Source organism: Mucilaginibacter sp. A3364, assembly GCF_059690715.1.
On the sequence record NZ_JCAWED010000001.1, the window covers coordinates 2,619,809 to 2,642,181 of the forward strand.

The window sequence follows — 22,373 nt, forward strand, 5'->3', positions numbered from 1 at the left end:
CAAGATTACAGCAAATTTATTTATAAAACAAATTATGAATACAGAAAATAAAGAAAAATTAGAATCAGGACCATAGGTAAACCGGTTTTAAACAAAGAAATCTACTTCACGAACTACAAAAAATCCTAAACTTATGTATATAGCCTATTCCGCATTCGCAAAAAAGAGAAACAAAAAGAGAAGATGCCGCAACCGAAGGATTGAAAAACTAGCGCTGCGTTACCGGGCCTACCAGGCTGTTTGCCAAAAATACAGCCACGAAATAGCCGATATACAGAAATACTTTCCGGGTTGGACGCCAAGCTTCAACCATAATAACTAAACCTTACACAGCCTGCTCTCCGCAGGCAGCAACCATTATTAACCGCCGTCCCGTTCCACAACAGGACGCTTAATACTTTTTTAAAATGATTAAGATCTCTCAAAAACTAAAAGACCTGCTGTGGTGGATGATCATCTCTGTTGATTACGATTACAGCCGCATCAGCATTGCTGATTATGACCTGACCGAAGACGCCTTAACCCTTTGGCTGGAAGACAAACACGACTTTAAAAACACCCTGGAAGAATGCCTGCAGGTTGACCTGCCCCTAAAGCAATTTGCCAAACTCATCCGCGCCGAAAACCTGAACAGTTATGAAGGCACCAAAATGCACGTTAAAAAGAATTTCATCTACAAAACGCGCATCGAAATTAACGAACCCATACGCTGGTACAAGGAAGACGCATCGCCGACCGAACAACAATGGGCACGCGAGGCCGTAGTGAAAACCTTGCTAACCCAGCTGGTAGAAAATGAGGTGGCAGACACTGAAGCAAAATATGCCATTTAGCATATTAAACATATTTTCGTATATTTGCATTGTCGAAAGTTTAGCGCAAAAAAAAGCCGGCACACAGCCGGCTACAAAATAAGAACATCTTTTTATCTGGACGTTTAGTTACGCCTAAACCCGCGGTCTGCTCCTTCTGAGTCTTTGTCCTGGGCTATGTTAACTGTAATACGGCGGCCATAATAGCTCGCTCCGTTCATGCATTTGATTGCTTCTTTTGCTTCGTCTTCGTTAAACATTTCAACGAAACCAAAACCTCTGCTCTCTTTTGTGTCGCGGTCTTTGATTATTCTGAGGGATTTAACCGGCCCAAAATCGCCAAACACTGCGGTTAACTCTGCTTCATCTACCTCTGTAGGAAGCCCTGCAATAAATACTTTCATGCCGCAAAGGTACGCATAAAATAGCGTTTTTTAAGGGAAGAGGAGGAGCAAAAAGCAATCGAAGTCCTAATTGTGACGTACAAATTACACGAAGCTATTTTAGCTTTAAATTAAAGCTGCCTACCACCGGCGTAGGCGCGGTAGCGGCTTTGCCATCTTTAGAGAGTGAGATGTAAAAAGTGCCCTTTGTTGAAGTGCTATCCTGCAGGTACTGAGCCAGGTTTATCTTACCGGCATCTTTCAGTTTTTTGGATAAGGTATACTGAAGTACGGATTTCTCGCCTTTGTTAAACAACAATTGGCTACCGGCTATAGCACTATTAACGTCAGAGGCCGCCACACCTTCAGAACTGATGCCAAAACTAATGGTGTGGGCCTTGTTGATGGCGGTGATACCAAAGTATTTTGTGCTATCTAAAGAAACATTTACAAAAGCGATGGAGTCGGTTTCGGCATCGAAGGTATAGGTTGAATCCTCAACCGTAACTTTTAAATTTCCTTTGATGGCTAAAAAGCTGCCGGGGGCGTTAAGCAAGTTGTTTTTAGCGGCAGATGAATCAGCGTTTAATAGCTTTTTGATGCCGGCCGGATCTACAGACTCATCTTTCTGGCACGCTGCTAAAGCGACAGAAACAAAGAGAAATAGAAACGCAAGCCGTAAGTACCTCATAAGCGATTAGATGCGACAAATATAATGATTAGTATAAGCCTTATTTAGAATAATCACAAATTAACTATTAACTGACAAACAAACAAATTTTAACAAAATCAGGCATAAAACTTTCAAATGCAACGGATTATTTGTATATTTGAATGAATTTATGCCGATTGTCATTTATATCATAATGAAGAAACAATCGAAGCTTTTCAGCACTAAACAAGCCTTGGGCGAATTAATAGACGCCTATTTCAAACAAATTGAAGGCGCGTTTCACATCGAGTTAAAACCTCCTAAAAAACTCACTGACACTGCCGAGCCCACCGAACAAAAAGTATGGGACCGCGAGCCTGAGCCGGCAACCATTAGCGGGCTTGCCCTAGCGCTGGGCTTTAACAGTCGCGATGAGTTTGACGAGTACGAAGCTGGCGGCAAATACGCCGTGCTACTTAAACGTGCACGCCTACGGGTAGAAACCGCGTACGAAAAGAAGCTGCACTACCAATCGCCCACCGGTGCCATGTTCGCCTTAAAAAATATTGGGTGGAACGAGAAAGCCGAAACCAATAGCCCCGAAGGCAAGCTGAAAAGCATTAAAGTAAAAATCATTGAATCGGGCCCGTTGCCCGCTGCTAACGAAAAGGAAGTGACCTTGTAGCCTCCCCTTTTCACAATCATTAACATCAATATGAAAAAGGAATACGAAGCGTCGGTTTTGTTTAGGCATAACTATGCCAGTATGGCAAGCGTGGTGGTTAACCAGGGGGGCACCAGTTCGGGTAAAACCTATGCCATTGAACAGGTACTGTTTTGTTTGGCCTGCGAAGCTAAAAACCAGGTGATCACGGTGGTTGGTCAGGATATCCCCAACTTGAAAGCCGGCGCATTGCGCGATGCATTGGCTATATACAATGGTTCCGCGCAGCTGAAACAACTGGTTAAAAACTTTAATAAAACCGACAGGATATTTGAGTTCTACAACGGCTCCATCATGGAGTTTAAGAGTTACGACAACGCGCAGGATGCCAAATCTGGCAAACGGGATTACTTATTCATTAACGAGGCCAACGGCATTGAGTGGCCGGTTTATACCGAACTGGCGCTACGTACCAAAACCCGGGTGTTTATTGATTACAACCCCAACGCCGCGTTTTGGGTGCATGATAATTTGCTGGGGCGGGATGGCGTGGAGCTGATCATATCCGATCATCGGCATAACCCCTTCCTGGACCAAAAAGTACGGGATAAGATAGAAGCCGTAAAAGAAACCGACCTGGAACTATGGAAGGTGTACGCCCGCGGCGTTACCGGCAAAATAAGCGGCCTGATACTCGATGACTGGTATTTATGTAATGATATTCCGCCAGATGCTAAACTGGTAGCCGCAGGGCTTGATTTTGGCTTTACCAATGATGAGACCGGTTGCATTGAAGTGTATATGCAAAATGGCGAGCTGTGGGTGGATGAAATGTTTTACGAAACAGGCCTCACTAATAAAGAAATTGCAAGCCGGCTCAGCACCACAGGTGTAAGTAAAAGCACCGAAATAGTTGCTGACAGCGCCGAGCCAAAATCCATCGAAGAATTGCGACGCTTAGGCTGGCGGACCTCTCCGGCTAAGAAAGGCCCGGATAGTATTAAAAACTCTATCGACATTTTAAAACGCTATAAGATCAATATCACCCGCCGCAGCGTGAACCTGCGTAAGGAACTGGAACGCTATAAATGGCGGATAGACCGGTCTGGCAAGGCGATGAATGAACCTGTTGATTCCTGGAACCACCTGATAGATCCGCTGCGCTATGTGGCGCTTAACAAACTTAAAATAAACAACCTGGCCTCGCCAAAATCAAGGCTGCCTTACAAGGCGCCCGAACAGCAATCATCGTTATTAAACCTATTCAACATATGATTCAAAAAAAGTTAAAAACCACGCAGGGCAACTTGCCGGTAAGTATCCCAACGCAGTTGAATGAAATTACGCTGGGACAGCTGATGGCCATGCAGCAAAAAGAGCAATTGAGCGATCTGGATGCCATCAGCATTTTATCCGGCATCGCGTTAGCAGACCTACAAAATGTGCAAAGTGCCGCCGAACTGGATGTATTTGCCGAAACCGTGTTATCACTATCCAACCAGATAAAATACCTGTACAACAGCGATGCGATACCTGATAAGGTGAGCTTTGTGGTTGATGGTAAAGAGATCAAAGTAAAAGTTATTCGCAACCTGTCTGTAGAACCTGCCGGCGCTTTTATGGCCGCCCGGGATATTATTGCCGAAGAGATAAGCGAACATATTAAACAACATGGCGAGGAGGATTGGCAGCAGCGTTTCAATCCGTCGTTAAAAGCCTGCGCGCAGATACTGGGGCATTACTTTTATTGCCGCGTTACCGGCAAGCCATATAACGAATACGAGGTCGATCAATTTGCAGACACTATTAAAAGCATGCGGGTAACGGAGGCACTGCCCATAGCCATGCCAACGAGGTAGAAAAATTTCTGTGGGATCACCGGGCGGAGTTTCCATTGTGGCAATATGACGGTAAAAGCAAAAGCGCCCGCCAGGCAGGTCCGCGTATTCGAGGGGTTGATAAAACCGGCTTTAATTATCCCGGCAAGTACGATCAAACTAATTATTCACCCTTAATCGAAATGATCAATGTCTGATAAAAAAATAACCGAATTGCCCGTAGCGTCGGCGGTTAACTTAAGCGATGTGTCCATACTAGTAAGCGGCGGTACTAATTATCAGTACACGTTTACAGGCTTGCTGCAGCTTATTGCATCAAGTTTGAGTGTGGGTGCTAATATTTCTTTCGGCACCACACTGCCGGCCAACACGGTAGGCAAAAACGGAGATGTATTTATAAAAACCAATTCCGGCGCATTTGCCCAGAAAACAGCCGGCGTGTGGACTATCGTTTACAGCTTGCCCGCTTCTAATGGCCTTACTGACGGCACTGTATTGTATGGGCTGGGTGTGCCTGGAAGCGGCACGGGTGCCGATAACGACACTTACATTAACACTGGTACCGGTGTGTTTTATAAAAAGGCATCGGGAACCTGGGCTCAGGTATTCTCTATGCAAACCGGTCCGCAAGGGCCACAAGGAACCTCAGGCACTAATGGCAGCAACGGAACTAATGGCTTCAGCATATTAAGCGGCACGTCAATACCCTCAAATAGCGGTACTGGGGTAAACGGCGATTTTTACCTGAATACAATAAGCTACACGTTATACGGCCCAAAAACAGCCGGTGTATGGGGCGAAGGTGTTTCGCTGATAGGCCTGGGCATTGAGCCCGGCGGAACAACCGGCCAGGTACTTACCAAAGCCAGCAATAATGATTACGATGTAAGCTGGACCACGCCGCTTACAATTGACGACAGCACGGCATCGCTAACTAAAGTTTACAGCAGTCAAAAAACAAGCACGTTAGTAAGCAACGAAGCAGCGGCAAGATCTGCGGCAGATGAAGACCTGCAAGCGCAGATTGAAGGCTTACAAGCTTTCATTAATGGCGATGACATAGACCTGGATACTATCAAAGAACTAGCCGACGCCATCAAGGCCGATGAAAGTGTACTCACCGCCCTTACTGCCAACAAGCTGAACACCAGTGATGTTTATAACGCGCTTGACCGTGCAACATCAGGCAAAGCTTTAGATGCCCGGCAGGGTAAGGTTTTGAATGACCTTATCAGTGCCTTATCTGGCAAAGTGGTACCCACCGGCGGCACAACGGGGCAAGTATTGGCTAAGGTGAACGGTACGGATAACAACGTTGGCTGGGTTGATCCTCCTGTGGGTGGTGGCGATTCTTCAAGTAACATATCTTATAATTTTTATCAATCAGTTTTATAAAATGGACAGTTCATCAAATCAACTATCTTTCGCAACCCTAACGGGCACCTACCCGGCCGTAAAGCTAACTTCAGGCTTATCAATAAATACCGATACTTTAATTGTTACAGGTGGCGCACACGCCAGCATTGTTCTGGACGTATTATTCAGAAGCAAAGATGCATCTGCACGCAACTTTGATATTATAGTGTGTGCCACAGGATCCAATGGGACAGCTGAAAATGCCCGAGTGCAGGTGGTAATACCAGCAAACTCAGGAAATAATGGTTCCACCGCGCTTGCGTCGCTGGCATCATTAGCCCCTTCCCTGTTCGACCTGGACCTTGCCGGAAATCGAGTTTTAACATTAGAAAACGGCGTATCAATTTATATTAGAAACACAAGCGCCCTGGCCGGCGATTTTCACATCACAACTAAGTTAAGGAGTTTTTAAAATGCAGGCTGTATCTACATCACCTTTCAATTTGTCAATGCTGAGAAAAGGCAATGTTTGGTATTCGGTGAAGGATGGGAATTGGACGGATCCGACGGTTTGGATGAGTAATGGGAAGAAAAAGTATTTGTATCCGCAGAATGGGGATACGGTGTATGTCACAAACACGATTACAGTGAATACTTCTGTAACGTTAAACAATTTGTATGTCTCTGAGACTCTTAAATTAAATCAAGTTTCTTTGATTTTGAATGGAAATCTACAAGTAGTTGGAACAATAGACCAAAGTGCCTTTAGTAGTACTATTATATTGAATGGCTTTAACAACTTCATAAGAAATTATCTACCCGGCTCGACGGGAACTATTCAATACAATAGTTCCATGTCGCAAAATATAATGCCCTTAACTTATTTCAATCTAAACTTGTATGGCGATTACAAATCTTATAAATATTTGAGTTCCAATTTAACAATTTTAGGAAATTTAAGGATTGGGGCTGCTCTTGACACAGTCAGTTACGATGTCTCGATAATGGGTACGATCACCGCCACAGTAAGAAACGCTTCAATTATTTCTAACTATTCTATTTCGTGCATTGGCAGCGTAAACGCATCCGGTGGTGGAACCTCGTTAGATATTATAGGTTCAGCAAGTGTAGAGTTGAGAAATGGAATTACTGTAGCATCTGTAGGGGTTAATTGGGCGAACAGCACAATTAATTTTACAACAAACAACCAGTCCCTGTTAATTAATGATGCTGACTTATTAGTAAAAAATATAATTATTACTGGAGATATAACAGTAACCAATGGTGCGAGCGGACTTTTATCTTTAACATCCAATTTAAATGGCACAACTTCGTCAAGTACATTCAATAATAACGGTTACATGCAATTTAATAGTTCGGATACTCAAATGCCTGTCGGTATTTTCAACTATCGTAATTCATCTAATTCAACTATTTCATATAACATTCTTGGTTCTTATACCTTACCATACACAACCTACGAGAATTTGATAATAAAGGGAGGAGGTACTAAAACGATTTCAGGAAATATTACATTAAACGGCAATCTCACAGTTCAAGCAACCGTGTTGGAATTATCTAACTATAATTTAATAGTCAATGGTGTTTCAAATATCACAGCCTCTGGTGGTGGTCTAAAAAAATCTGGCGCGGGAGTTTTAACCTTCGGAGGTACGCTTAACGTGACCACTGGCGCACACGGTTCTGATTTTAGTATTGGTAATCCCGCCGTTGAAATTAAAAATGGATTAAACTTTTCTAACGGTTCTCTCGATTTCGGAAATGGAGGAATCAGATTCACTTCCAACAACCAAACAATAACCTCTAGCTCTGGAAATGATATAACCTTTAATTCAAACGTTATTATAGAAGGTAATATTAGCGTAGTCAAAATTTCTGATGGGCAAAAAACTATTTTTAATGGAACTTTGGATGGAACTGTCAGTTCATCATCATTTGTCAGTCGTGGAGTGGTTCACTACAATAATAACATACAACCGATGCAAATGGGACACCTAGATTGCCACACATCATCAAATACATTTTCCTATAATTTGAATGGAAATCAAGATGTTACTTCAGGCATCTATTGGAATTTGATACTAAGCAGCGGAGGTATCAAGCGGTTAATGGGCGATGTGTCTGTATTAAACACTTACAATTTAAATACCCCTGCACTCCTAGATACTAATGGTTTTGCATTGTCCAATCCTTAAAGATATAAATCATACCTTTAACTTATGAATCGATTTAAGCATATTGATATTCTTCGAGGCATTGCGGCATTGATAGTAACCGTTTTTCATTTAGCCAAAAGTTCTGGATTATCTAACACTTCTTTTGACTACGCTAAATACGGTTGGACTGGCGTGGAGATTTTCTTTGTTATCAGTGGCTTTGTTCTTCCTTACAGTTTATATAAAAGAGATTATACTATTAAAAATTATGGAACTTTTCTCTTAAAACGAATTATAAGAATATACCCAGCTTACCTTGTAGCGCTAATATTAGGTATAGTATTAACTATTATTACCAATCGGGAATTAATACCAGTAAGTGCTATATTAGCACATTTATTTCTAATAAACGATATCATAAGTTTGCCATTTAATTCTGCGGTTTTTTGGACTCTCGCTATTGAATTCCAATTTTATATAATTATCGGTTTATTATATCCTTATTTCTTAAAGTCAAATCTCAAAGCCGTACTGTCAATCACAATTTTATCGCTATTATCTTTATATTTAAAACAGCAACAATTTATAACAGCATGGATGCCCATCTTCGGTTTAGGCTTACTAACTTTCAATAGAAAATTTACAAACCTAAAATCATGGTTATTCTGGCCAGTCACAATAGCATTGTTGGCAATAATAACTTTCAATTTAGGAGTGGCTCATTCTGCTTCTTCTGCACTTGCTGTTTTGTTTATTTTGTATGCCAATTTTTTAAAGAAAATAAAACTTAACAACCCTTTATTTTTCCTTGGAACCGTGAGCTATTCGTTATATCTCACTCATTGGGATATTGGTAGAGCAGGAGTAAGAATATCTAGGCACTTTCCTTTGATTGGAGAACATGATCAAGCGCGAGTAATATTTGGAATACTACTTTCTATATTTTTTGCATGGTTACTTTATATTTTTATTGAAAAAAAATCGGTTGACTTAAGTTCAAAAATCAATTACAAAAGCCGGTGAGGCTATATAATTATTAACAATCTTGCTCGAAGTTTAAGGCTTCACCCACTCCCCCATGCCATCAGAAACCATTGCAACCACAATAGTTTCGGCAATCACGTCCGCAGGCTTCGGTGTGCTTATAACCGCTTTAGCTCTGCGCAAAAAAAACCAAGCCGAAACAACCCTTTTCAACACCGAAATATACAGCACCATGCTGGGCGACCTGCGAGCTCAGCTCAACCTGCAAGGCGACCAACTAAAAAACCAGGCCGAACAGATCCTTACTCTCCAGAAAAAAGAAAGTGAGTATCTCAAGATCATCAAAAATGCGCATTCACGTGAGCGCGAATACATCAACAAGATCAAAAGCCTGGAAAAAGCGCTGAAAGAAACTGAAGAGCTTTTAAAAGAACTACAATTTAAATTTCAAACACAATCATGATCAATAAATTAAAAAGCATACTACTTGCACACACCGAGTATTTGCTGCTGCTGGCAGCGCTGTTGTTATTTATCATTTCGCCAATGCTATTAAGGATTTTTGATCCTACTGCGGGTGTATTTGATATTGGCGTATTACAGATCAATATTACCTCTATCATTAGCCTCTGCATTTTTCAGTCGGTTACCTGGATGATATTGAAGCTTATCTGGCCATCGCTTCGCGCTTATTTCGAAACCGAATTTGAAACCGATTTTAAATCTTTACTCCCATGGCAAAAAATTTGTATTGGCCTTTTATTTTACTGTTTTTTACTGCTTTCCCTGGTTATGCTCAACCAAACAGTACCGGGAGCAACAACCATTTCCGCAATGCGGTAAAGCAAACCTACGCATCGCAAATCGGCATACGCGAACTAACCGGCAATAATGACGGCGACGCTGTAGAAACCTACCTAAAATATGTTGCCCTATCAAAAGGTAATCCCTGGTGCGCCGCCTTTGTGTGCTGGGTGCTAGGCCAAAACAATATTAAAAACCCTCGCAGCGGCTACTGTCCAAATTTATTTTCGGCAACCAATACCGTTTACAAACGTGATAAAAAAGCAAACATAACTCCTTTGCAAGGCGATGTGTTCGGCATTTACTTTCCTGAAAAGGGACGGATAGCGCACGTAGGCTTTGTTGAGAATTGGGGAACCAAAAGTATTGTCACTGTTGAGGGTAATACTAACGAAGCTGGCAGTCGTGAAGGTGATGGCGTATATAGAAAAATAAGATTAACCCGGCAGATATATGCCGTTGCCCGATTTATAAAATGAAAAATCTATTAATAATACTCTTAGCAGTAGCAATACTTTTCGGCTGCGCTAAAAAAAATTACACCGGTACTAAAAGCTCATTATCTGCTGTTTCAACCCAATTACTAAATATCGTTTCAAATACTTCAGCTACGCTGATTGATAAAAGCACTACTATAAAAACCAAGCGGTACGACACAACATTTTTGTTTGGCGGCGATACCCTGGCCGGTATTATTGATAGCCGAAAACAGCCATATCTTTATTATGAAAATGATAAGCTAAGTCTTAACCTCATTAGTGATTCAAACGGTATAGTTAAGGCCAGAGTGACATCAAAGCTAAAACCCATTCATATCAAAGTTGATGAAACTATAGCCGGCTTTAACGATATCAGGAAAACGGAAGATGTTAAATCAAAGACAAACCTGAAAACAGACTCAAAACTGGATTCTTTATCAGTCTTCGAAACAAAAGTGGTTGAGCCGGTTTCGGTAAGTGCTGAGTTGAAAAAAACGTTAATGATCCTGTTGTTAGTAGGCCTGCTGACAGCAATCGTTATTTACACGTTCAGAACACTACAGAAAGGATAGTTGAGAAGTGCCCGGAACGAGATTCGAACTCGTACATCCTTACGAATGCCACCCCCTCAAGATGGTGCGTCTACCAATTTCGCCACCCGGGCTTTTAATATATTAAAAAGGCCTAAGTGAAAACTTAAGCCTTTTTAAATGGATGTGCCCGAAGAGAGACTCGAACTCTCAAGAGACAATTCTCAACGGCTTCTGAGACCGCAACGTTTACCAATTTCGCCATCCGGGCATTTTGCAAGCTATTGCTCACAAATGGGATGCAAATATAATTTTTCTGATCAATGCAACCTAAATAAATGTATAAAATGTGTGGGTTATTATTATTGATGTATTAATTTCGATAAACACATTTGCATACATGAAAAAACCATCGCTAATAACCTATTGTTTCACAGCATTTTTACTACTAAACACTTTGATTGTAAAAGCGCAACAAATTCAGCTGGTTGAACAGGGTAAGGCTGTTAGTATTCGCGGGCTTTCTGTTGTTAACAATAAAGTAGCTTGGGTAAGTAGCAGCAAAGGGCAAACTGCACTAACTATAGACGGCGGCAAAACCTGGACATGGCAGCAGGTTAAAGGTTTTGAAAAAGCCGACTTTAGAGATATCGAGGCTTTTTCTGACAAGGAGGCTATTATTATGAGTTCGGGTACGCCTGCCTTGATCCTAAAGACTGTTGATGGGGGCTTAAACTGGCAGGTTAAATACCATAACGCAGATACTGCTTACTTCTTAGATGCAATGGATTTTGCTAACAAAAAGCATGGCTTTATTTTGGGCGACCCAATTGATGGAAAATTTGTTTTGTTAGAAACCAAAAATGGCGGAGATACTTGGGCGATGGTAAAAAATCAGCCTCCGGCTTTACCCGGCGAAGCCGCATTTGCTGCAAGCGGTACGTGCTTGCGGGTTGATGAAACTGGGATAGTGACTATTGTAACCGGCGGTAAAGTTGCTCGGAGTTTCTCGATCACTAAGCCGTACAAAGAATGGGCAACGTACTTTTTGCCGATTAAACATGGAAAAAGTAGTGAGGGTGCTTTTTCAACAGATCAACAGGGCTTCATTTTTGTTGGTGGCGATTATTCAAAAGACAAAAGCGTTGACAGTGTAGCTTGTTTTTTTGACCCTATTTTAGCTGGCACTAAAAATGGCTTAGGCGTTACTAACAAAGGACCGGCCGGTTATCAATCGTGTGTTGAAGGTATTATTGGCAAAACTTTCCTTTCAACAGGCACCTCAGGAAGCAATATTACACTTGATAATGGTCATACTTGGCAACAAATTGACAGCACCAGTTTCAACGTTTGCCGTAAGGCGAAGGTCGGAAACCTGGTATTATTAGCTGGCGATGGTGGCCGGATAGCTATTTTTAAAAATTAGTTAGCTGGCAATGAAGGGCTTATTTTTAATTTAAAAATAATTTAAAATAGGGTTTGCACACAAAGCCAATAAACTCTATATTTGCACCACTTTAATCGGAAACGGTTAATGATTCCGTAGCTCAGCCGGTAGAGCATAACACTTTTAATGTTGGGGTCCTGGGTTCGAGTCCCAGCGGGATCACAAAAATGTCTCCAACGACGTTACTGATAAGTCAAAAGGCGCCGAAAAGCGCCTTTTTTTGTTTTTAAGATTTTTGCTTGCTGTTATCCTTCTTGAAACTTATTTCCAGAATATAGCATAATATAGTCACAATCAGACAAAATGCAGCAATAATAGCGTCATCGTTCCCTTTAATATTGTACTACCAACTATAAACTGTTTAGTTTAATAACTATTCAAACCCTAAAAAAATGGAAACTACCAGGCGTAAGTTTATCCAGGCAACCGGTATTGGCATAGCCGGATTTGGACTCGGTGCTGCTGCTATCTCTTCATGTAATTCGAAAAGCGACGGCGACGAAGATGATCAGTTTTTATTGGTCGGAAAAGATCATGCTCATGTTGATACCAAATATGGCAAAGTACAGGGCTATGTTTTTAAAGGTATCAACACTTTTTTAGGGATACCTTATGGTGCAGATACCTCCGGCGAAAACAGGTTTATGCCACCACAGCCGCCTAAACCATGGACTGAAACCTTTCAGGCCTTATGGTGGGGTAATTCTGCCGCGCAAAATATTGGCGACAGGTTCAATAAAAAAGTAAATGCCTTTGTTGATCAATGGCATTATGATGAGATAAGCGAAAATTGTCTGAGCATAAATGTATGGTCGCCCGCGCTTGATAATAAAAAAAGACCGGTACTATTTTGGCTGCACGGTGGTGGTTTCTCTAATGGCAACGCCATTGAACAAATGACTTACCATGGTGAAAATCTTGCGCGTAAAGGTGATATTGTATTCTGCTCTATCAACCATCGCCTGAATGCTTTCGGCTTCGCTAACTTCTCGTCGGTCGATGCTAAATTTAATCAATCAGGTAATGTAGGTATATTGGATTGTGTGGCGGCTTTGGAATGGGTCAAGGATAATATTACCAACTTTGGTGGCGACCCTAATAATGTAACCATCATGGGCCAATCCGGTGGCGGGCAGAAGGTTTGTACTTTAACGGCTATGCCATCGGCAAAAGGGCTTTTTCACAAAGCTGTGGTATTGAGCGGGGCAACCAATCGTGTATTAGATAAAGATATCTCTGTAGCTATAGGCGAACGGGTATTTAAAGAAGCTGGCGTAAAAACCATGCAGGAACTACAGGCGATGCCGTGGAGAGAATACCTGGAGATTGCCGACCGGGTGGTTAAAGCTTACACCGATGAGCTAAAGAAAAGTGGCTATAAAAATAAAACAGGCTGGGCTCCAGTAGTTGATGGCGCAGATATTCCCGCTCATCCCTATGATCCGGACCCTACCCCGCTAGCGAACGATATACCGATGATCGCTTGTTCTGTTTTTCAGGAATATTCGCCAAGTAAAAATGATGCTTCGATAGAGGATGTTACTTTAGATGGTGTTAAAAAAAACCTTAAAGAAGAATATAAAGAAAAAACAGATCAGATAGTGGATGCTTATGCCGCTACTTTCCCTGGTTTAAAGCCAAGTGATATTTGGTCATTGATCATCAGTAACCGGAAAAGAAATTTAAATTTGGCCAATGTAAAATGCAGGCAAAAGGCGGGTTTGTATGTGGCCTGGTTTGGCTGGCAGCCACCGTTGCTGGATAACAGGCTTAAAGCTTTTCATTGCATTGATATATCGTTCTGGCTTTATAATACTGATAGGATGTATACGCACACCGGCGGCGGTTCGCGGCCACGCAAACTCGCTGATAAAATGGCGGGCGCACTCATTCAGTTTATGAAAACCGGCGACCCTAACGGAGGCGGTTTGCCTGAATGGCCGCGTTATACCAGCGCCAAAGGCGAAACTATGGTGATTACCGATAATCCTGAAGCCAAAAACGACCCGGACGGAGACGCAAGAAAATACATTTAAAAAAACGAATGACAAAAACACTAATAATAAACCCTAAAAAAATGAGATCTATTTTTATTTATTGCATGCTGGCGTTTACGGCATTGCAGGCAACAGCACAGGAAAAGAAGCAAATATTTTTTGCTGACGTAACCATATATTCCGAAGGTGGCAAATACTATCTTACCGGTTCAAAAGGTGGCGGCGGCGGTCCACAAGGCTTTGCGTTTCTGGAATCAAAGGATCTGAAAACCTGGTCTGTACCGGCAAAAGCGAAGGATTCTACAGGCATGATCCTTACGCGTGGCGACCAAACCTTTGGTACTAAAGGTTTTTGGGCTCCGCAGATATGGAAAGAAAACGGTACTTATTACATAACCTATACTGCTGATGAGCAAACTGTATTAGCTGAATCAAAATCACTATTCGGTCCATACCGTCAAAAAGAGGTTGGCCCTATCGATCCGTCTGAGAAAAATATCGACTCGTACATTTTTAAAGATACTGATGGTAAACACTACCTGTATTGTGTACGCTTTAACAAAGGCAATTACATTTGGGTGGCCGAGTTTGATATGAAAACCGGCAAAATAAAGCCCGAAACCAAAAAACAATGCTTCGGCCAAACCGAACCATGGGAAGCTACGCCTAACTTCAAATCATCACCAATAATGGAAGGTCCTACTGTTATTAAGCTGAAAAACAAATATTACATGTTTTATTCAGCCAACCACTTCCAGAATATTGATTATGCTATCGGCTACGCGACTGCTGATTCGCCATATGGCCCATGGACAAAAGCTAAAAATAACCCGATACTTCACCGCTCTATTGTAGGTGAAAACGGATCTGGTCACGGCGACTTGTTTGAAGGACCTAAAGGCCAGTTATATTATGTTTATCACATTCATAACTCGGCAGATAGAGTTAGCCCACGCCGTACCCGTATTGTACCGGTTGTGAAAGAATGGGACGAGAAAGCCGGTATCTACAACTTCAGTGTAAAAGGCAATGAAGTTATTATACCTGTAATGGCAGACAAATAAAAAATATCCCTATAAACCAAAAGCCCCTTTAAATTTATTAGAGGGGCTTTTTTTATGACGTTTTTTAAATGTATGATAACCACCAATGTTGGTGCGTACGTTTATAATTGCCATACCATCGACACACAAAATATAACGCGGCCACTACACCTATCCAAAGCAAATAAACCTCCCACAGCGGCCTGCCGAATCCCGCAACCTGCCATACTATGGGCGAACCGTCGGATTTTAAAGGCAAGCCCATGATCAGTATCAGTACCACATTAATTACCCGCAGTACAAACAGGTGCACTATAAAATAAAAATAAGGCACATTACCATACACGCGGAAAAACGCTGTCATTTTATTGCTCATGCGTTCGGCAAGTGATAGTAAAAGCAGCATTGGCCCCAGCGTCATACAAAAGAAGATGAGCGAAGGCGTTTGTTTACTGGCGTTGAGGAAAGATAAGAAGGTATATACGGTATTACGCTGCACGGCCCAATGCGATGGATCGCCGTATTGATTTATGGCACGTAATACGATGAACAAAACAATGAATGCAAGGCCGGCCCTTAGCAAGATCAATTGTCGTTTTTGGGCATCGGCTTTGTAAAGTGTGCCGAAAGCATAGCCCAGTAATAAGGCGCCGGTCCATGGGATAGCGGCATATAGTACGATGATAGAGTGCGTTGTGTTAAGCGGAATAAACGTGGCAGGGTTCGTCAACAAAGCCCCGGGTATGTACCCCAACCAGCCATCTTGCGGGAACCTTACATAGGCCAGCAGGTTATGCCCGAAAATAATAATTAACCCAATAGTGGCTATTACACTCACACGTGCCCGTACCAGTAACGACAGTATGATCATACCGAAACCAATAGCCCACAATACTTCCAGCACCAGGATGTGATATTGCAGATCAAAGCTGAACAGCAGGCTGATGATCAATAGATCCGACGCGATGAGCCACAACCCCCTTTTCAATAAAAATGCACTTAACTCCTGCTTCGTTCGGCGCTGACCGGCAAGGTAGGCGGATACACCGCTTAAAAACACAAAGGTTGGCGCACAGTAATGCGTTATCCACCGGGTAAAAAACAAAATTGGCGTAGTATTCTGCATATCCAGCGGATTAGCGCCGGGCAGGTGCAAAAAATCGCGGGTGTGGTCAAGCGTCATGATCACCATGATCAGGCCGCGTACGATATCAATGCTGTGTATACGTTCTTTCATTATACTAGCCGTTTATTTGGTTTATAGCTTATCCAAATTAAGAAAAACCTTTTAAAATATCGCTTCGCTGCTGCAAAACCATTTACATAAAATTGCGTCCCTTATGGAATACCTCTTTTTGCTTGTTTACCTGCTGCTCGCCTTTGTTGCTGCCATGCACAGGTGCCGTAGTTTCATCGGCGCGTGACAGGGTAAGTACGGGCTGATCCGGGATTTCTATCGTGGTTAGTTTGGATAGCAGGCTGTTCAAATTAAAGCAGCGTTTTACAACCACATGTATCACCTGCCCCTCTATCTGCAGCTTTCCTTCAACCATTAACAGACGCGATTGTATGATCTCTTTGCGATACTTATCAAATAGGCTCTCCCAAACTACCAGGTTGGCAAAACTGGTTTCATCTTCAACCGTAATAAAAACAACGCCTTTGGCTGTGCCCGGGCGCTGTCTTACGGTAACCAGGCCGGCCACGCGTATATGGTCGCCATCCTTACAGTCCTGCAGTTTGATGCTTGGGGTTACGCGCAACATGTCCAGCTGTGCCCGCACAAAGCTAACCGGATGCGCTTTGAGTGATAATCCTGTGGCCGCATAATCATTCACTACATGCTCGGGCTGACTCATAAATGGCAGGCTTATCTGTGTCTCCCTGCTACTTTCGGATGGTTGGCTTTTAAACACACCTATTGGTTTATCCCTCAAAGCGCGTATCTCCCACAAAGCCTTCCGCCTGTCTAATTGCATGGAGTTAAAAGCATCGGCATCCGCCAAAATCTCCAAAACGCTTTGCTGTGCCCCTGCATCGCTTATTTGCTGAATGGAATTATAGCCTTCGCCCCTACCCGCTATCAAAGCCTGTATATCTGCCTCGTGCAAGCCTTTAACCTGCCTAAAACCCAATCGCACTACGCAATATTCACCCTCTTTTTCTTCCATCGTATTATCCCAAATGGAATAGTTAACATCAACAGGGCGCATTATAACGCCATGCTTTTCGGCATCTATCACTATTTGTGCGGGCTGATAAAAACCCATAGGCTGGCTGTTGAGCAATGAGGTAGCAAATACATCCGGATAATGGTACTTCATCCAACATGATATATAAACCAAATGCGCAAAACTAGCCGCATGGCTTTCAGGGAAACCGTAGCTACCAAAGCCTTCCAGTTGCCTGAACACACGGGCGGCATACTCAGGTTCATATCCTTTCGTAACCATTCCGTCAACCAACTTTTTTTTGAATGCGCTAACCTCACCTTTGGCTTTAAAAGTTGCCATACTTCGTCGTAACTGATCGGCCTCGGCGGGAGTAAAATCGGCGGCTACAATGGCTATTTCCATAGCCTGCTCCTGGAATAAAGGGACACCAAGTGTTCTGCTTAATACTTCTCTCAATTCTTCTGTCGGATACTCTATCGGGTCAATACCATCACGCCTGCGCAAATACGGATGTACCATATCGCCCTGTATTGGACCGGGCCTTACAATAGCCACTTCTATCACCAGGTCATAAAAACAGCGCGGCTTTAATCGCGGCAGCATAGACATTTGTGCGCGGCTTTCTATCTGGAAAACGCCCAGCGTATCTGCCCGGCATATCATATCATAAACCAGCGGGTCATCCTGCGGTACGCTTTCCAGGTCATAGCTCAGGCCGTAATGTTGGCGTATCAGGTCAAAAGCCTTGCGTATACAGGTTAACATGCCCAGGGCCAGCACATCTACCTTTAAAATGCCAAGTGCTTCCAGATCGTCTTTATTCCACTCCAGTTGAGTGCGGTCTTCCATACGGGCATTCATTACGGGGCAAATGTCTGATAGTTTGCAACGAGTTATTACAAAACCACCCGTATGCTGCCCCAACTGCCGCGGGAAGCCCATCAGTTGTTCGGTAATTTTTAATACTTTATGCAGATGCGGATCTTCGGGGTTCAGGCCCTGCGCCAGTATGCGTTCGCGGTCGAAAGCTTCTTCGGTAAAATGCCAGATGGTAGCGCCCAGGCGTTTTATAGTATCTTCTGATAAACCCATAGCTTTGCCTACATCGCGTATAGCGCCTTTATGCCGCTCCTGCGTTACGGTGGCTACAATGGCGGCATGTTCGCGGCCATAGGTTTGGTATATCCATTGGATGATCTCCTCGCGCCGTTCATGCTCAAAGTCAACATCCACATCGGGCCATTCATCCCGTGCGTCTGACATGAAGCGGGAGAATAATAACCTATGTTTATCCGGGTTTACCGGCGTTATCCCCAAACAAAAACAAACCGTACAATTGGCTGCCGAACCCCGCCCCTGGTGCAATATACCCAGCTCTTCGGCCTTTTGGGTATATTCATATATCCTCAAAAAATACGGGGCCAGTTTCCGTCGTTTAAAAAAGCGAAGCTCAAAATCTATCTGCTTCTTTATTTTCTTTTTTACACCTTTCGGGAATCTTTTTTCAGCTCCTATCCAGGTCAATTCTGCCAAGTGCTCATCTGCCGTGCGCCCATCCGGGCTTATCCATTCGGGCTCAAGGTATTTCAGCGTATCTAATGAAAAATCGCAGGCATCAGCTATCTCCATCGCGTTAGCAATAGCCCCTGGGTATAGTCTAAATAAGCGATCCATCTCATCAACGCTTTTTAAATGCCGCTCAGCATTGGCATGCAGTTTATAGCCAGCTGTGGTAATGGTACATTTTTCGCGCACGCAGGTTACTATATCCTGCAGTTCGCGCCGCTCTAAATCGTGATAATGAACATCATTGGTAGCCACCATGGGTAGGCCCAACCTGTTTAAACGATGAAAGCGTTTATCATCATCGCCATTATACATGCGGCTGGCGGCTACATAAAGCGCGTTACCTAAATGCTGTTTATATTCTTTAATAGCCTGCTTAAACTCTTCGTCAAAATCAAAATAACTATTTAGTGTATCAGGGGGGATAACTACAAACCTGATATTGCCTGCATAGTCAAATACATCTTTTTTATACAGATGGCATTGACCTTTCTCTGTACGAAGGTTGCCCAGGGTTAACAAGCCCGACAATCGGCTCCATGCTGCAATATTTACGGGATAAGCCAGTAGACTTGGCCCATCAAGCAGATCAAGCCGGCAGGCTGGGATAAATTTAAAATTGTTGATGGTTTTAGCCAGCTTATGTGCACGTACAACCCCGGCTACGCTATTCCGATCGGTAATAGCTATGGCGGTATACCCAAGTGCAGCGGCCTGCCTTACCAGTTCTTCCGGATCAGAACCGCCACGCAGGAAGCTAAAATTGCTGGTTACCTGTAATTCTGCATACCTCATACGTTGTCAGGCAAAAAACCCGTGAATAAACCATTTTCCGTTATGCTCGCCATCATAGTGCCCCGAACGAAACACCCAGTAGCGTTGCCCTTTTTCATCTTCAACCTGGTAATAGTCACGGTGCTCGCCTTCATCCAGCCACCATTCACGCTCAATACGTTCGGGGCCATCGGCTTTTTTTACCTGGTGGGTTTTGTTTTTGTAGATGAACAGCATCGGCGGATAATCGGGCAAAAGCGAAGTAACTTCTATCCGCTCGGCACGGGGCAATAAAATAGACGGGCGCTGCCTGTCAGTACGCCAAGTGGTGGTAGGTTTATCTTTGAGGGACAGCGTTTGTATGATAGAGCGCTCGGGCCAGTAGTGCTCCTGCGGCAGGTAGCGGTGTATGCTTTGGATACCTATTTTATTGGCCAGGCGGTCCAGTAACTCGGCCAGGGCACTTTCGCTTAGCTTACCTTCGCCGGGTGCCCATAGGGCTTCCTGGTCGGCTTCTACATCCTCCACTAAAGTAGCATCCAAAACAAATAGCTCAAGACCCAGCCCGGGAGCAATCGTAGCTATTTTAAGCTCAAATAATTTAAATAAATGCTCAATTTGATGCGTGGCATTATTGATCCCCACCTCAACAGCTATTACTTTACCATCAACCCGGTAACATTTTAACACTAACTTTTGCGCGCCTTTACCTTCGCCGGCCATGCGCCTGCAAAGCATCCGGAGTAGTTCCCTGATGGCTATTTCGATAGCTACAGCGGTACGTACAGGCTCTAAACACGGCAGGCGTTCTGAGTATGCTTCTACAGGATGCAACAGTTGTAAGGCTTCGGTAGTATTGCCCAGGGCCTGGTCCAGCCGCAACAAAAATTCGGTTCCAAACCTGCGGCGCATGGCCGAGCGCTGGATACCCATAAAACTTTGTATGGTATAAAACCCCAACTTTTGCAGGCTACTTAATATGGCGGGGTCCAGGCGCAACGCGCGGGGCGGAAGATCTAATAAAGCCTCGCATTGTGCGCCGGGCTCAATAATAGGCTTAACACGTCCGAAACGGGCTACCGCCCATGCCGCGCCAACGGTATCGGCCATGGCGCCACGTACCAGGTAGCCTTTGCCGCGCAGGCGGGTCACTATTTCCTTTAAATAAGCCCGCTCGCCGCCCCAAAGGTGCGCGCAACCACTTATATCCATCAGCAGGCCATCGGGCTCGTTAACGGCCACTAATGGCGTGTAGCGAATGCACCACTCGCCCAATGCATTCAATAATTTGGTGGCTTGCCCCGGTACTTCGTCAATAACCTCCAGGTTAGGTATCATGGCTTTGGCATCCGCAGCGGCCATACCAACGCTTATGCCCTGCTGTTCGGCCAGCATATTTGCCGCTGTAATAATGTTTCGGTTACGTACAGATGCAACCAAAATAAAAGGCATCTCCTTTAACTCGGGCCGGCGAAGAGTTAACCTATCCGTTGTTAAATAACGAAACCATAATGAAATATATCTCCGCTGCATACCTACCCTGCCTTCCGTTCATCCAGTTGTATAATTTGTGCTTCTTCAATAACCGGTATAAACCGGCCGGCTACCCATTCCAGTTGCCAACTGCCGGGGTTGCCGTTACGTACCCGTAACAGATCAACCTGCCAACGCGGAAAACCTACCCCAGGCATATCATCGGGTAGCTGGCTGGGTAATGAAGTAATTTGCCAGCGAGCCACACAGGTGGTACTGCTTAGCTTTTTTATATCATTACGCAGCAAAAAGCCGGTTACCTTACTACTTTCCACCGCTAATTGCAAACGCCGCGATTGCGCGAAACTCAATTCCTTTACTTCGCCTATTACAGCTGCCAGGCCTTCGCATTTCAATGCTTCCTCCATGGCCCATAATACATCCTTCTCTTTTTGCACATCAATAAATATGATCCTATCCGGCGGCACATTAAAAGTGGCCAATGCCGGCGGGAAAAGTTTACGGCAGGTGCTTATCCATAAACAGCTACCTTCATTGCGCATTAAAGTGGCCATTATACCTGCCATTAAACCACTGGTTGCGGCGGCATTTTCATACGTGGGGCATAGCATTTCGTGTATAACACCTGTTGGGAATACACCATTAGGGAAAGCCTTCTCAAGCGGACCTAAACCCATACCTTTAGCCGCATCTGCCGGCGGCGGCACAAAGCCCTGCCACTGCAAAATATCTTTCTGCAAACGGCTTATGATATCTTTCCGGGCTTCCGTCATTGACTTGCTAATTACACAGTACAAATTTATGCTAATATTTTTAGCATTTTATATTATTTTTCAGAAAAAATTTTCCACTTTTGTTATGATGAAAACTACCCACACCCTACTGCTTGATGACGCCAAGGCCTGGCTTAAACGTAAACACGGCCCTGATGAGGTGATACGTGTTATGTTGGATATTGAAAGTACTATTGCTGTAACCAGCTATGAACTTTTTACTGCTTACGAAGAAAACCCGGAGTATATGGGCCGTATTTTGTTTGATGTGCAAGGCTATTGGATATATGATGGCACCCACCTGAGTATTGATGAGCAGGAGCAATTGGCCAAATTCATTATTAATTACGAGGAAACGCTTTAGCCTATACCTTATACAATATATTATAACAAAGGCCCCCGAAATTTGGGGGCCTTGTTATGATA

Annotated in this window: 22 protein-coding genes and 3 tRNA genes; 17 read left to right on the top strand and 8 right to left on the bottom strand. The window is 43.6% G+C overall.

Annotation, left to right across the window (positions count from 1 at the left end):
• Positions 1 to 407: 407 nt before the first annotated feature.
• Positions 408 to 833, top strand: a complete 426-nt coding sequence (locus AC59JT_RS11735; RefSeq protein WP_497398980.1) for a hypothetical protein — start codon at positions 408 to 410, stop codon at positions 831 to 833.
• 104 nt (positions 834 to 937) lie between these two features.
• On the opposite strand, the gene AC59JT_RS11740 is transcribed toward AC59JT_RS11735, so the two are convergent.
• On the bottom strand, positions 938 to 1,216 hold the full coding sequence (locus AC59JT_RS11740) for an RNA recognition motif domain-containing protein (RefSeq protein ID WP_497398982.1): 279 nt from the start codon (positions 1,214 to 1,216) through the stop codon (positions 938 to 940).
• Positions 1,217 to 1,310: 94 nt separating this feature from the next.
• Positions 1,311 to 1,886 carry a hypothetical protein gene (locus AC59JT_RS11745; RefSeq protein WP_497398984.1) on the bottom strand — a complete coding sequence of 192 codons (576 nt, stop codon included), beginning with the start codon at positions 1,884 to 1,886 and terminating at the stop codon, positions 1,311 to 1,313.
• A gap of 175 nt (positions 1,887 to 2,061) precedes the next feature.
• On the opposite strand from AC59JT_RS11745, the gene AC59JT_RS11750 reads away from it, so the two are divergent.
• The 11 genes from AC59JT_RS11750 to AC59JT_RS11800 all read left to right on the top strand — a co-directional run bounded on the left by AC59JT_RS11750 (position 2,062) and on the right by AC59JT_RS11800 (position 10,721).
• Positions 2,062 to 2,532, top strand: coding sequence for a terminase small subunit (locus tag AC59JT_RS11750; protein ID WP_497398986.1), 471 nt, complete (start codon positions 2,062 to 2,064; stop codon positions 2,530 to 2,532).
• Between the two features lie 30 nt (positions 2,533 to 2,562).
• Positions 2,563 to 3,786, top strand: a complete 1,224-nt coding sequence (locus AC59JT_RS11755; RefSeq protein ID WP_497398988.1) for a terminase large subunit — start codon at positions 2,563 to 2,565, stop codon at positions 3,784 to 3,786.
• Positions 3,783 to 4,370 carry a hypothetical protein gene (locus AC59JT_RS11760; RefSeq protein ID WP_497398990.1) on the top strand — a complete coding sequence of 196 codons (588 nt, stop codon included), beginning with the start codon at positions 3,783 to 3,785 and terminating at the stop codon, positions 4,368 to 4,370. The genes AC59JT_RS11755 and AC59JT_RS11760 overlap by 4 nt, the downstream gene beginning before the upstream one ends.
• A gap of 168 nt (positions 4,371 to 4,538) precedes the next feature.
• Complete coding sequence (locus tag AC59JT_RS11765) at positions 4,539 to 5,744, top strand: hypothetical protein (RefSeq protein ID WP_497398992.1); 1,206 nt, start codon at positions 4,539 to 4,541, stop codon at positions 5,742 to 5,744.
• Position 5,745: 1 nt separating this feature from the next.
• The gene (locus AC59JT_RS11770) at positions 5,746 to 6,177 is read left to right on the top strand and encodes a hypothetical protein (protein ID WP_497398994.1); all 432 of its coding nucleotides are present in this window, start codon (positions 5,746 to 5,748) and stop codon (positions 6,175 to 6,177) included.
• 37 nt (positions 6,178 to 6,214) lie between these two features.
• A complete protein-coding gene (locus AC59JT_RS11775) occupies positions 6,215 to 7,921 on the top strand; it encodes a hypothetical protein (protein WP_497398995.1) in 1,707 nt (568 codons plus the stop codon).
• Positions 7,922 to 7,945: 24 nt separating this feature from the next.
• Positions 7,946 to 8,905 carry an acyltransferase family protein gene (locus tag AC59JT_RS11780; RefSeq protein WP_497398997.1) on the top strand — a complete coding sequence of 320 codons (960 nt, stop codon included), beginning with the start codon at positions 7,946 to 7,948 and terminating at the stop codon, positions 8,903 to 8,905.
• 55 nt (positions 8,906 to 8,960) lie between these two features.
• Complete coding sequence (locus tag AC59JT_RS11785) at positions 8,961 to 9,329, top strand: hypothetical protein (RefSeq protein ID WP_497398999.1); 369 nt, start codon at positions 8,961 to 8,963, stop codon at positions 9,327 to 9,329.
• Complete coding sequence (locus AC59JT_RS11790) at positions 9,326 to 9,709, top strand: hypothetical protein (protein WP_497399001.1); 384 nt, start codon at positions 9,326 to 9,328, stop codon at positions 9,707 to 9,709. The genes AC59JT_RS11785 and AC59JT_RS11790 overlap by 4 nt, the downstream gene beginning before the upstream one ends.
• Complete coding sequence (locus AC59JT_RS11795; RefSeq protein ID WP_497399003.1) at positions 9,601 to 10,149, top strand: CHAP domain-containing protein; 549 nt, start codon at positions 9,601 to 9,603, stop codon at positions 10,147 to 10,149. The genes AC59JT_RS11790 and AC59JT_RS11795 overlap by 109 nt, the downstream gene beginning before the upstream one ends.
• On the top strand, positions 10,146 to 10,721 hold the full coding sequence (locus AC59JT_RS11800; protein ID WP_497399005.1) for a hypothetical protein: 576 nt from the start codon (positions 10,146 to 10,148) through the stop codon (positions 10,719 to 10,721). The genes AC59JT_RS11795 and AC59JT_RS11800 overlap by 4 nt, the downstream gene beginning before the upstream one ends.
• Positions 10,722 to 10,729: 8 nt before the next feature.
• On the opposite strand, the gene AC59JT_RS11805 is transcribed toward AC59JT_RS11800, so the two are convergent.
• Positions 10,730 to 10,813, bottom strand: a tRNA-Leu gene (locus AC59JT_RS11805).
• Positions 10,814 to 10,866: 53 nt separating this feature from the next.
• A tRNA-Leu gene (locus AC59JT_RS11810) sits at positions 10,867 to 10,950 on the bottom strand.
• Positions 10,951 to 11,079: 129 nt separating this feature from the next.
• Between AC59JT_RS11810 and AC59JT_RS11815 the strand changes: the two genes are divergently transcribed.
• From AC59JT_RS11815 to AC59JT_RS11830, 4 genes are all read left to right on the top strand, one after another.
• Complete coding sequence (locus AC59JT_RS11815; RefSeq protein WP_497399006.1) at positions 11,080 to 12,105, top strand: WD40/YVTN/BNR-like repeat-containing protein; 1,026 nt, start codon at positions 11,080 to 11,082, stop codon at positions 12,103 to 12,105.
• A 110-nt stretch (positions 12,106 to 12,215) separates the two neighbouring features.
• Positions 12,216 to 12,288, top strand: a tRNA-Lys gene (locus tag AC59JT_RS11820).
• A 230-nt stretch (positions 12,289 to 12,518) separates the two neighbouring features.
• Entirely contained in the window at positions 12,519 to 14,162 is a 1,644-nt protein-coding gene (locus tag AC59JT_RS11825; RefSeq protein WP_497399008.1) for a carboxylesterase/lipase family protein, read from the top strand.
• A gap of 41 nt (positions 14,163 to 14,203) precedes the next feature.
• Entirely contained in the window at positions 14,204 to 15,187 is a 984-nt protein-coding gene (locus AC59JT_RS11830) for a glycoside hydrolase family 43 protein (RefSeq protein WP_497399010.1), read from the top strand.
• A gap of 64 nt (positions 15,188 to 15,251) precedes the next feature.
• Here the strand turns inward: AC59JT_RS11830 and AC59JT_RS11835 are convergent, their stop codons facing one another.
• The 4 genes from AC59JT_RS11835 to AC59JT_RS11850 all read right to left on the bottom strand — a co-directional run bounded on the left by AC59JT_RS11835 (position 15,252) and on the right by AC59JT_RS11850 (position 21,947).
• Positions 15,252 to 16,403 (bottom strand): acetyltransferase domain-containing protein, encoded by a 1,152-nt coding sequence (locus AC59JT_RS11835; protein ID WP_497399012.1) that lies wholly within the window; start codon positions 16,401 to 16,403, stop codon positions 15,252 to 15,254.
• Positions 16,404 to 16,485: 82 nt separating this feature from the next.
• Positions 16,486 to 19,701, bottom strand: a complete 3,216-nt coding sequence (locus AC59JT_RS11840) for an error-prone DNA polymerase (protein WP_497399014.1) — start codon at positions 19,699 to 19,701, stop codon at positions 16,486 to 16,488.
• 6 nt (positions 19,702 to 19,707) lie between these two features.
• A complete protein-coding gene (locus AC59JT_RS11845; RefSeq protein ID WP_497399016.1) occupies positions 19,708 to 21,213 on the bottom strand; it encodes a Y-family DNA polymerase in 1,506 nt (501 codons plus the stop codon).
• A gap of 2 nt (positions 21,214 to 21,215) precedes the next feature.
• On the bottom strand, positions 21,216 to 21,947 hold the full coding sequence (locus AC59JT_RS11850; RefSeq protein WP_497399018.1) for an ImuA family protein: 732 nt from the start codon (positions 21,945 to 21,947) through the stop codon (positions 21,216 to 21,218).
• A gap of 85 nt (positions 21,948 to 22,032) precedes the next feature.
• Here AC59JT_RS11850 and AC59JT_RS11855 point away from each other — a divergent pair, with 85 nt between their 5' ends.
• Positions 22,033 to 22,311, top strand: a complete 279-nt coding sequence (locus AC59JT_RS11855; RefSeq protein WP_497399020.1) for a hypothetical protein — start codon at positions 22,033 to 22,035, stop codon at positions 22,309 to 22,311.
• Positions 22,312 to 22,373: the final 62 nt, after the last annotated feature.

What these genes read in the sequence shown, in the direction of transcription:
- AC59JT_RS11735 (WP_497398980.1), top strand. Translation starts at nt 408, where the DNA reads ATGATTAAGATCTCTCAAAAACTAAAAGACCTGCTGTGGTGGATGATC.
- AC59JT_RS11760 (WP_497398990.1), top strand. Translation starts at nt 3,783, where the DNA reads ATGATTCAAAAAAAGTTAAAAACCACGCAGGGCAACTTGCCGGTAAGT.
- AC59JT_RS11775 (WP_497398995.1), top strand. Translation starts at nt 6,215, where the DNA reads ATGCTGAGAAAAGGCAATGTTTGGTATTCGGTGAAGGATGGGAATTGG.
- AC59JT_RS11800 (WP_497399005.1), top strand. Translation starts at nt 10,146, where the DNA reads ATGAAAAATCTATTAATAATACTCTTAGCAGTAGCAATACTTTTCGGC.
- AC59JT_RS11830 (WP_497399010.1), top strand. Translation starts at nt 14,204, where the DNA reads ATGAGATCTATTTTTATTTATTGCATGCTGGCGTTTACGGCATTGCAG.
- AC59JT_RS11855 (WP_497399020.1), top strand. Translation starts at nt 22,033, where the DNA reads ATGATGAAAACTACCCACACCCTACTGCTTGATGACGCCAAGGCCTGG.
- AC59JT_RS11745 (WP_497398984.1), bottom strand. Translation starts at nt 1,886, where the DNA reads ATGAGGTACTTACGGCTTGCGTTTCTATTTCTCTTTGTTTCTGTCGCT.
- AC59JT_RS11770 (WP_497398994.1), top strand. Translation starts at nt 5,746, where the DNA reads ATGGACAGTTCATCAAATCAACTATCTTTCGCAACCCTAACGGGCACC.
- AC59JT_RS11780 (WP_497398997.1), top strand. Translation starts at nt 7,946, where the DNA reads ATGAATCGATTTAAGCATATTGATATTCTTCGAGGCATTGCGGCATTG.
- AC59JT_RS11815 (WP_497399006.1), top strand. Translation starts at nt 11,080, where the DNA reads ATGAAAAAACCATCGCTAATAACCTATTGTTTCACAGCATTTTTACTA.
- AC59JT_RS11835 (WP_497399012.1), bottom strand. Translation starts at nt 16,403, where the DNA reads ATGAAAGAACGTATACACAGCATTGATATCGTACGCGGCCTGATCATG.
- AC59JT_RS11825 (WP_497399008.1), top strand. Translation starts at nt 12,519, where the DNA reads ATGGAAACTACCAGGCGTAAGTTTATCCAGGCAACCGGTATTGGCATA.
- AC59JT_RS11795 (WP_497399003.1), top strand. Translation starts at nt 9,601, where the DNA reads ATGGCAAAAAATTTGTATTGGCCTTTTATTTTACTGTTTTTTACTGCT.
- AC59JT_RS11785 (WP_497398999.1), top strand. Translation starts at nt 8,961, where the DNA reads ATGCCATCAGAAACCATTGCAACCACAATAGTTTCGGCAATCACGTCC.
- AC59JT_RS11765 (WP_497398992.1), top strand. Translation starts at nt 4,539, where the DNA reads ATGTCTGATAAAAAAATAACCGAATTGCCCGTAGCGTCGGCGGTTAAC.
- AC59JT_RS11755 (WP_497398988.1), top strand. Translation starts at nt 2,563, where the DNA reads ATGAAAAAGGAATACGAAGCGTCGGTTTTGTTTAGGCATAACTATGCC.
- AC59JT_RS11740 (WP_497398982.1), bottom strand. Translation starts at nt 1,216, where the DNA reads ATGAAAGTATTTATTGCAGGGCTTCCTACAGAGGTAGATGAAGCAGAG.
- AC59JT_RS11750 (WP_497398986.1), top strand. Translation starts at nt 2,062, where the DNA reads ATGAAGAAACAATCGAAGCTTTTCAGCACTAAACAAGCCTTGGGCGAA.
- AC59JT_RS11845 (WP_497399016.1), bottom strand. Translation starts at nt 21,213, where the DNA reads ATGCAGCGGAGATATATTTCATTATGGTTTCGTTATTTAACAACGGAT.
- AC59JT_RS11840 (WP_497399014.1), bottom strand. Translation starts at nt 19,701, where the DNA reads ATGAGGTATGCAGAATTACAGGTAACCAGCAATTTTAGCTTCCTGCGT.
- AC59JT_RS11790 (WP_497399001.1), top strand. Translation starts at nt 9,326, where the DNA reads ATGATCAATAAATTAAAAAGCATACTACTTGCACACACCGAGTATTTG.
- AC59JT_RS11850 (WP_497399018.1), bottom strand. Translation starts at nt 21,947, where the DNA reads ATGACGGAAGCCCGGAAAGATATCATAAGCCGTTTGCAGAAAGATATT.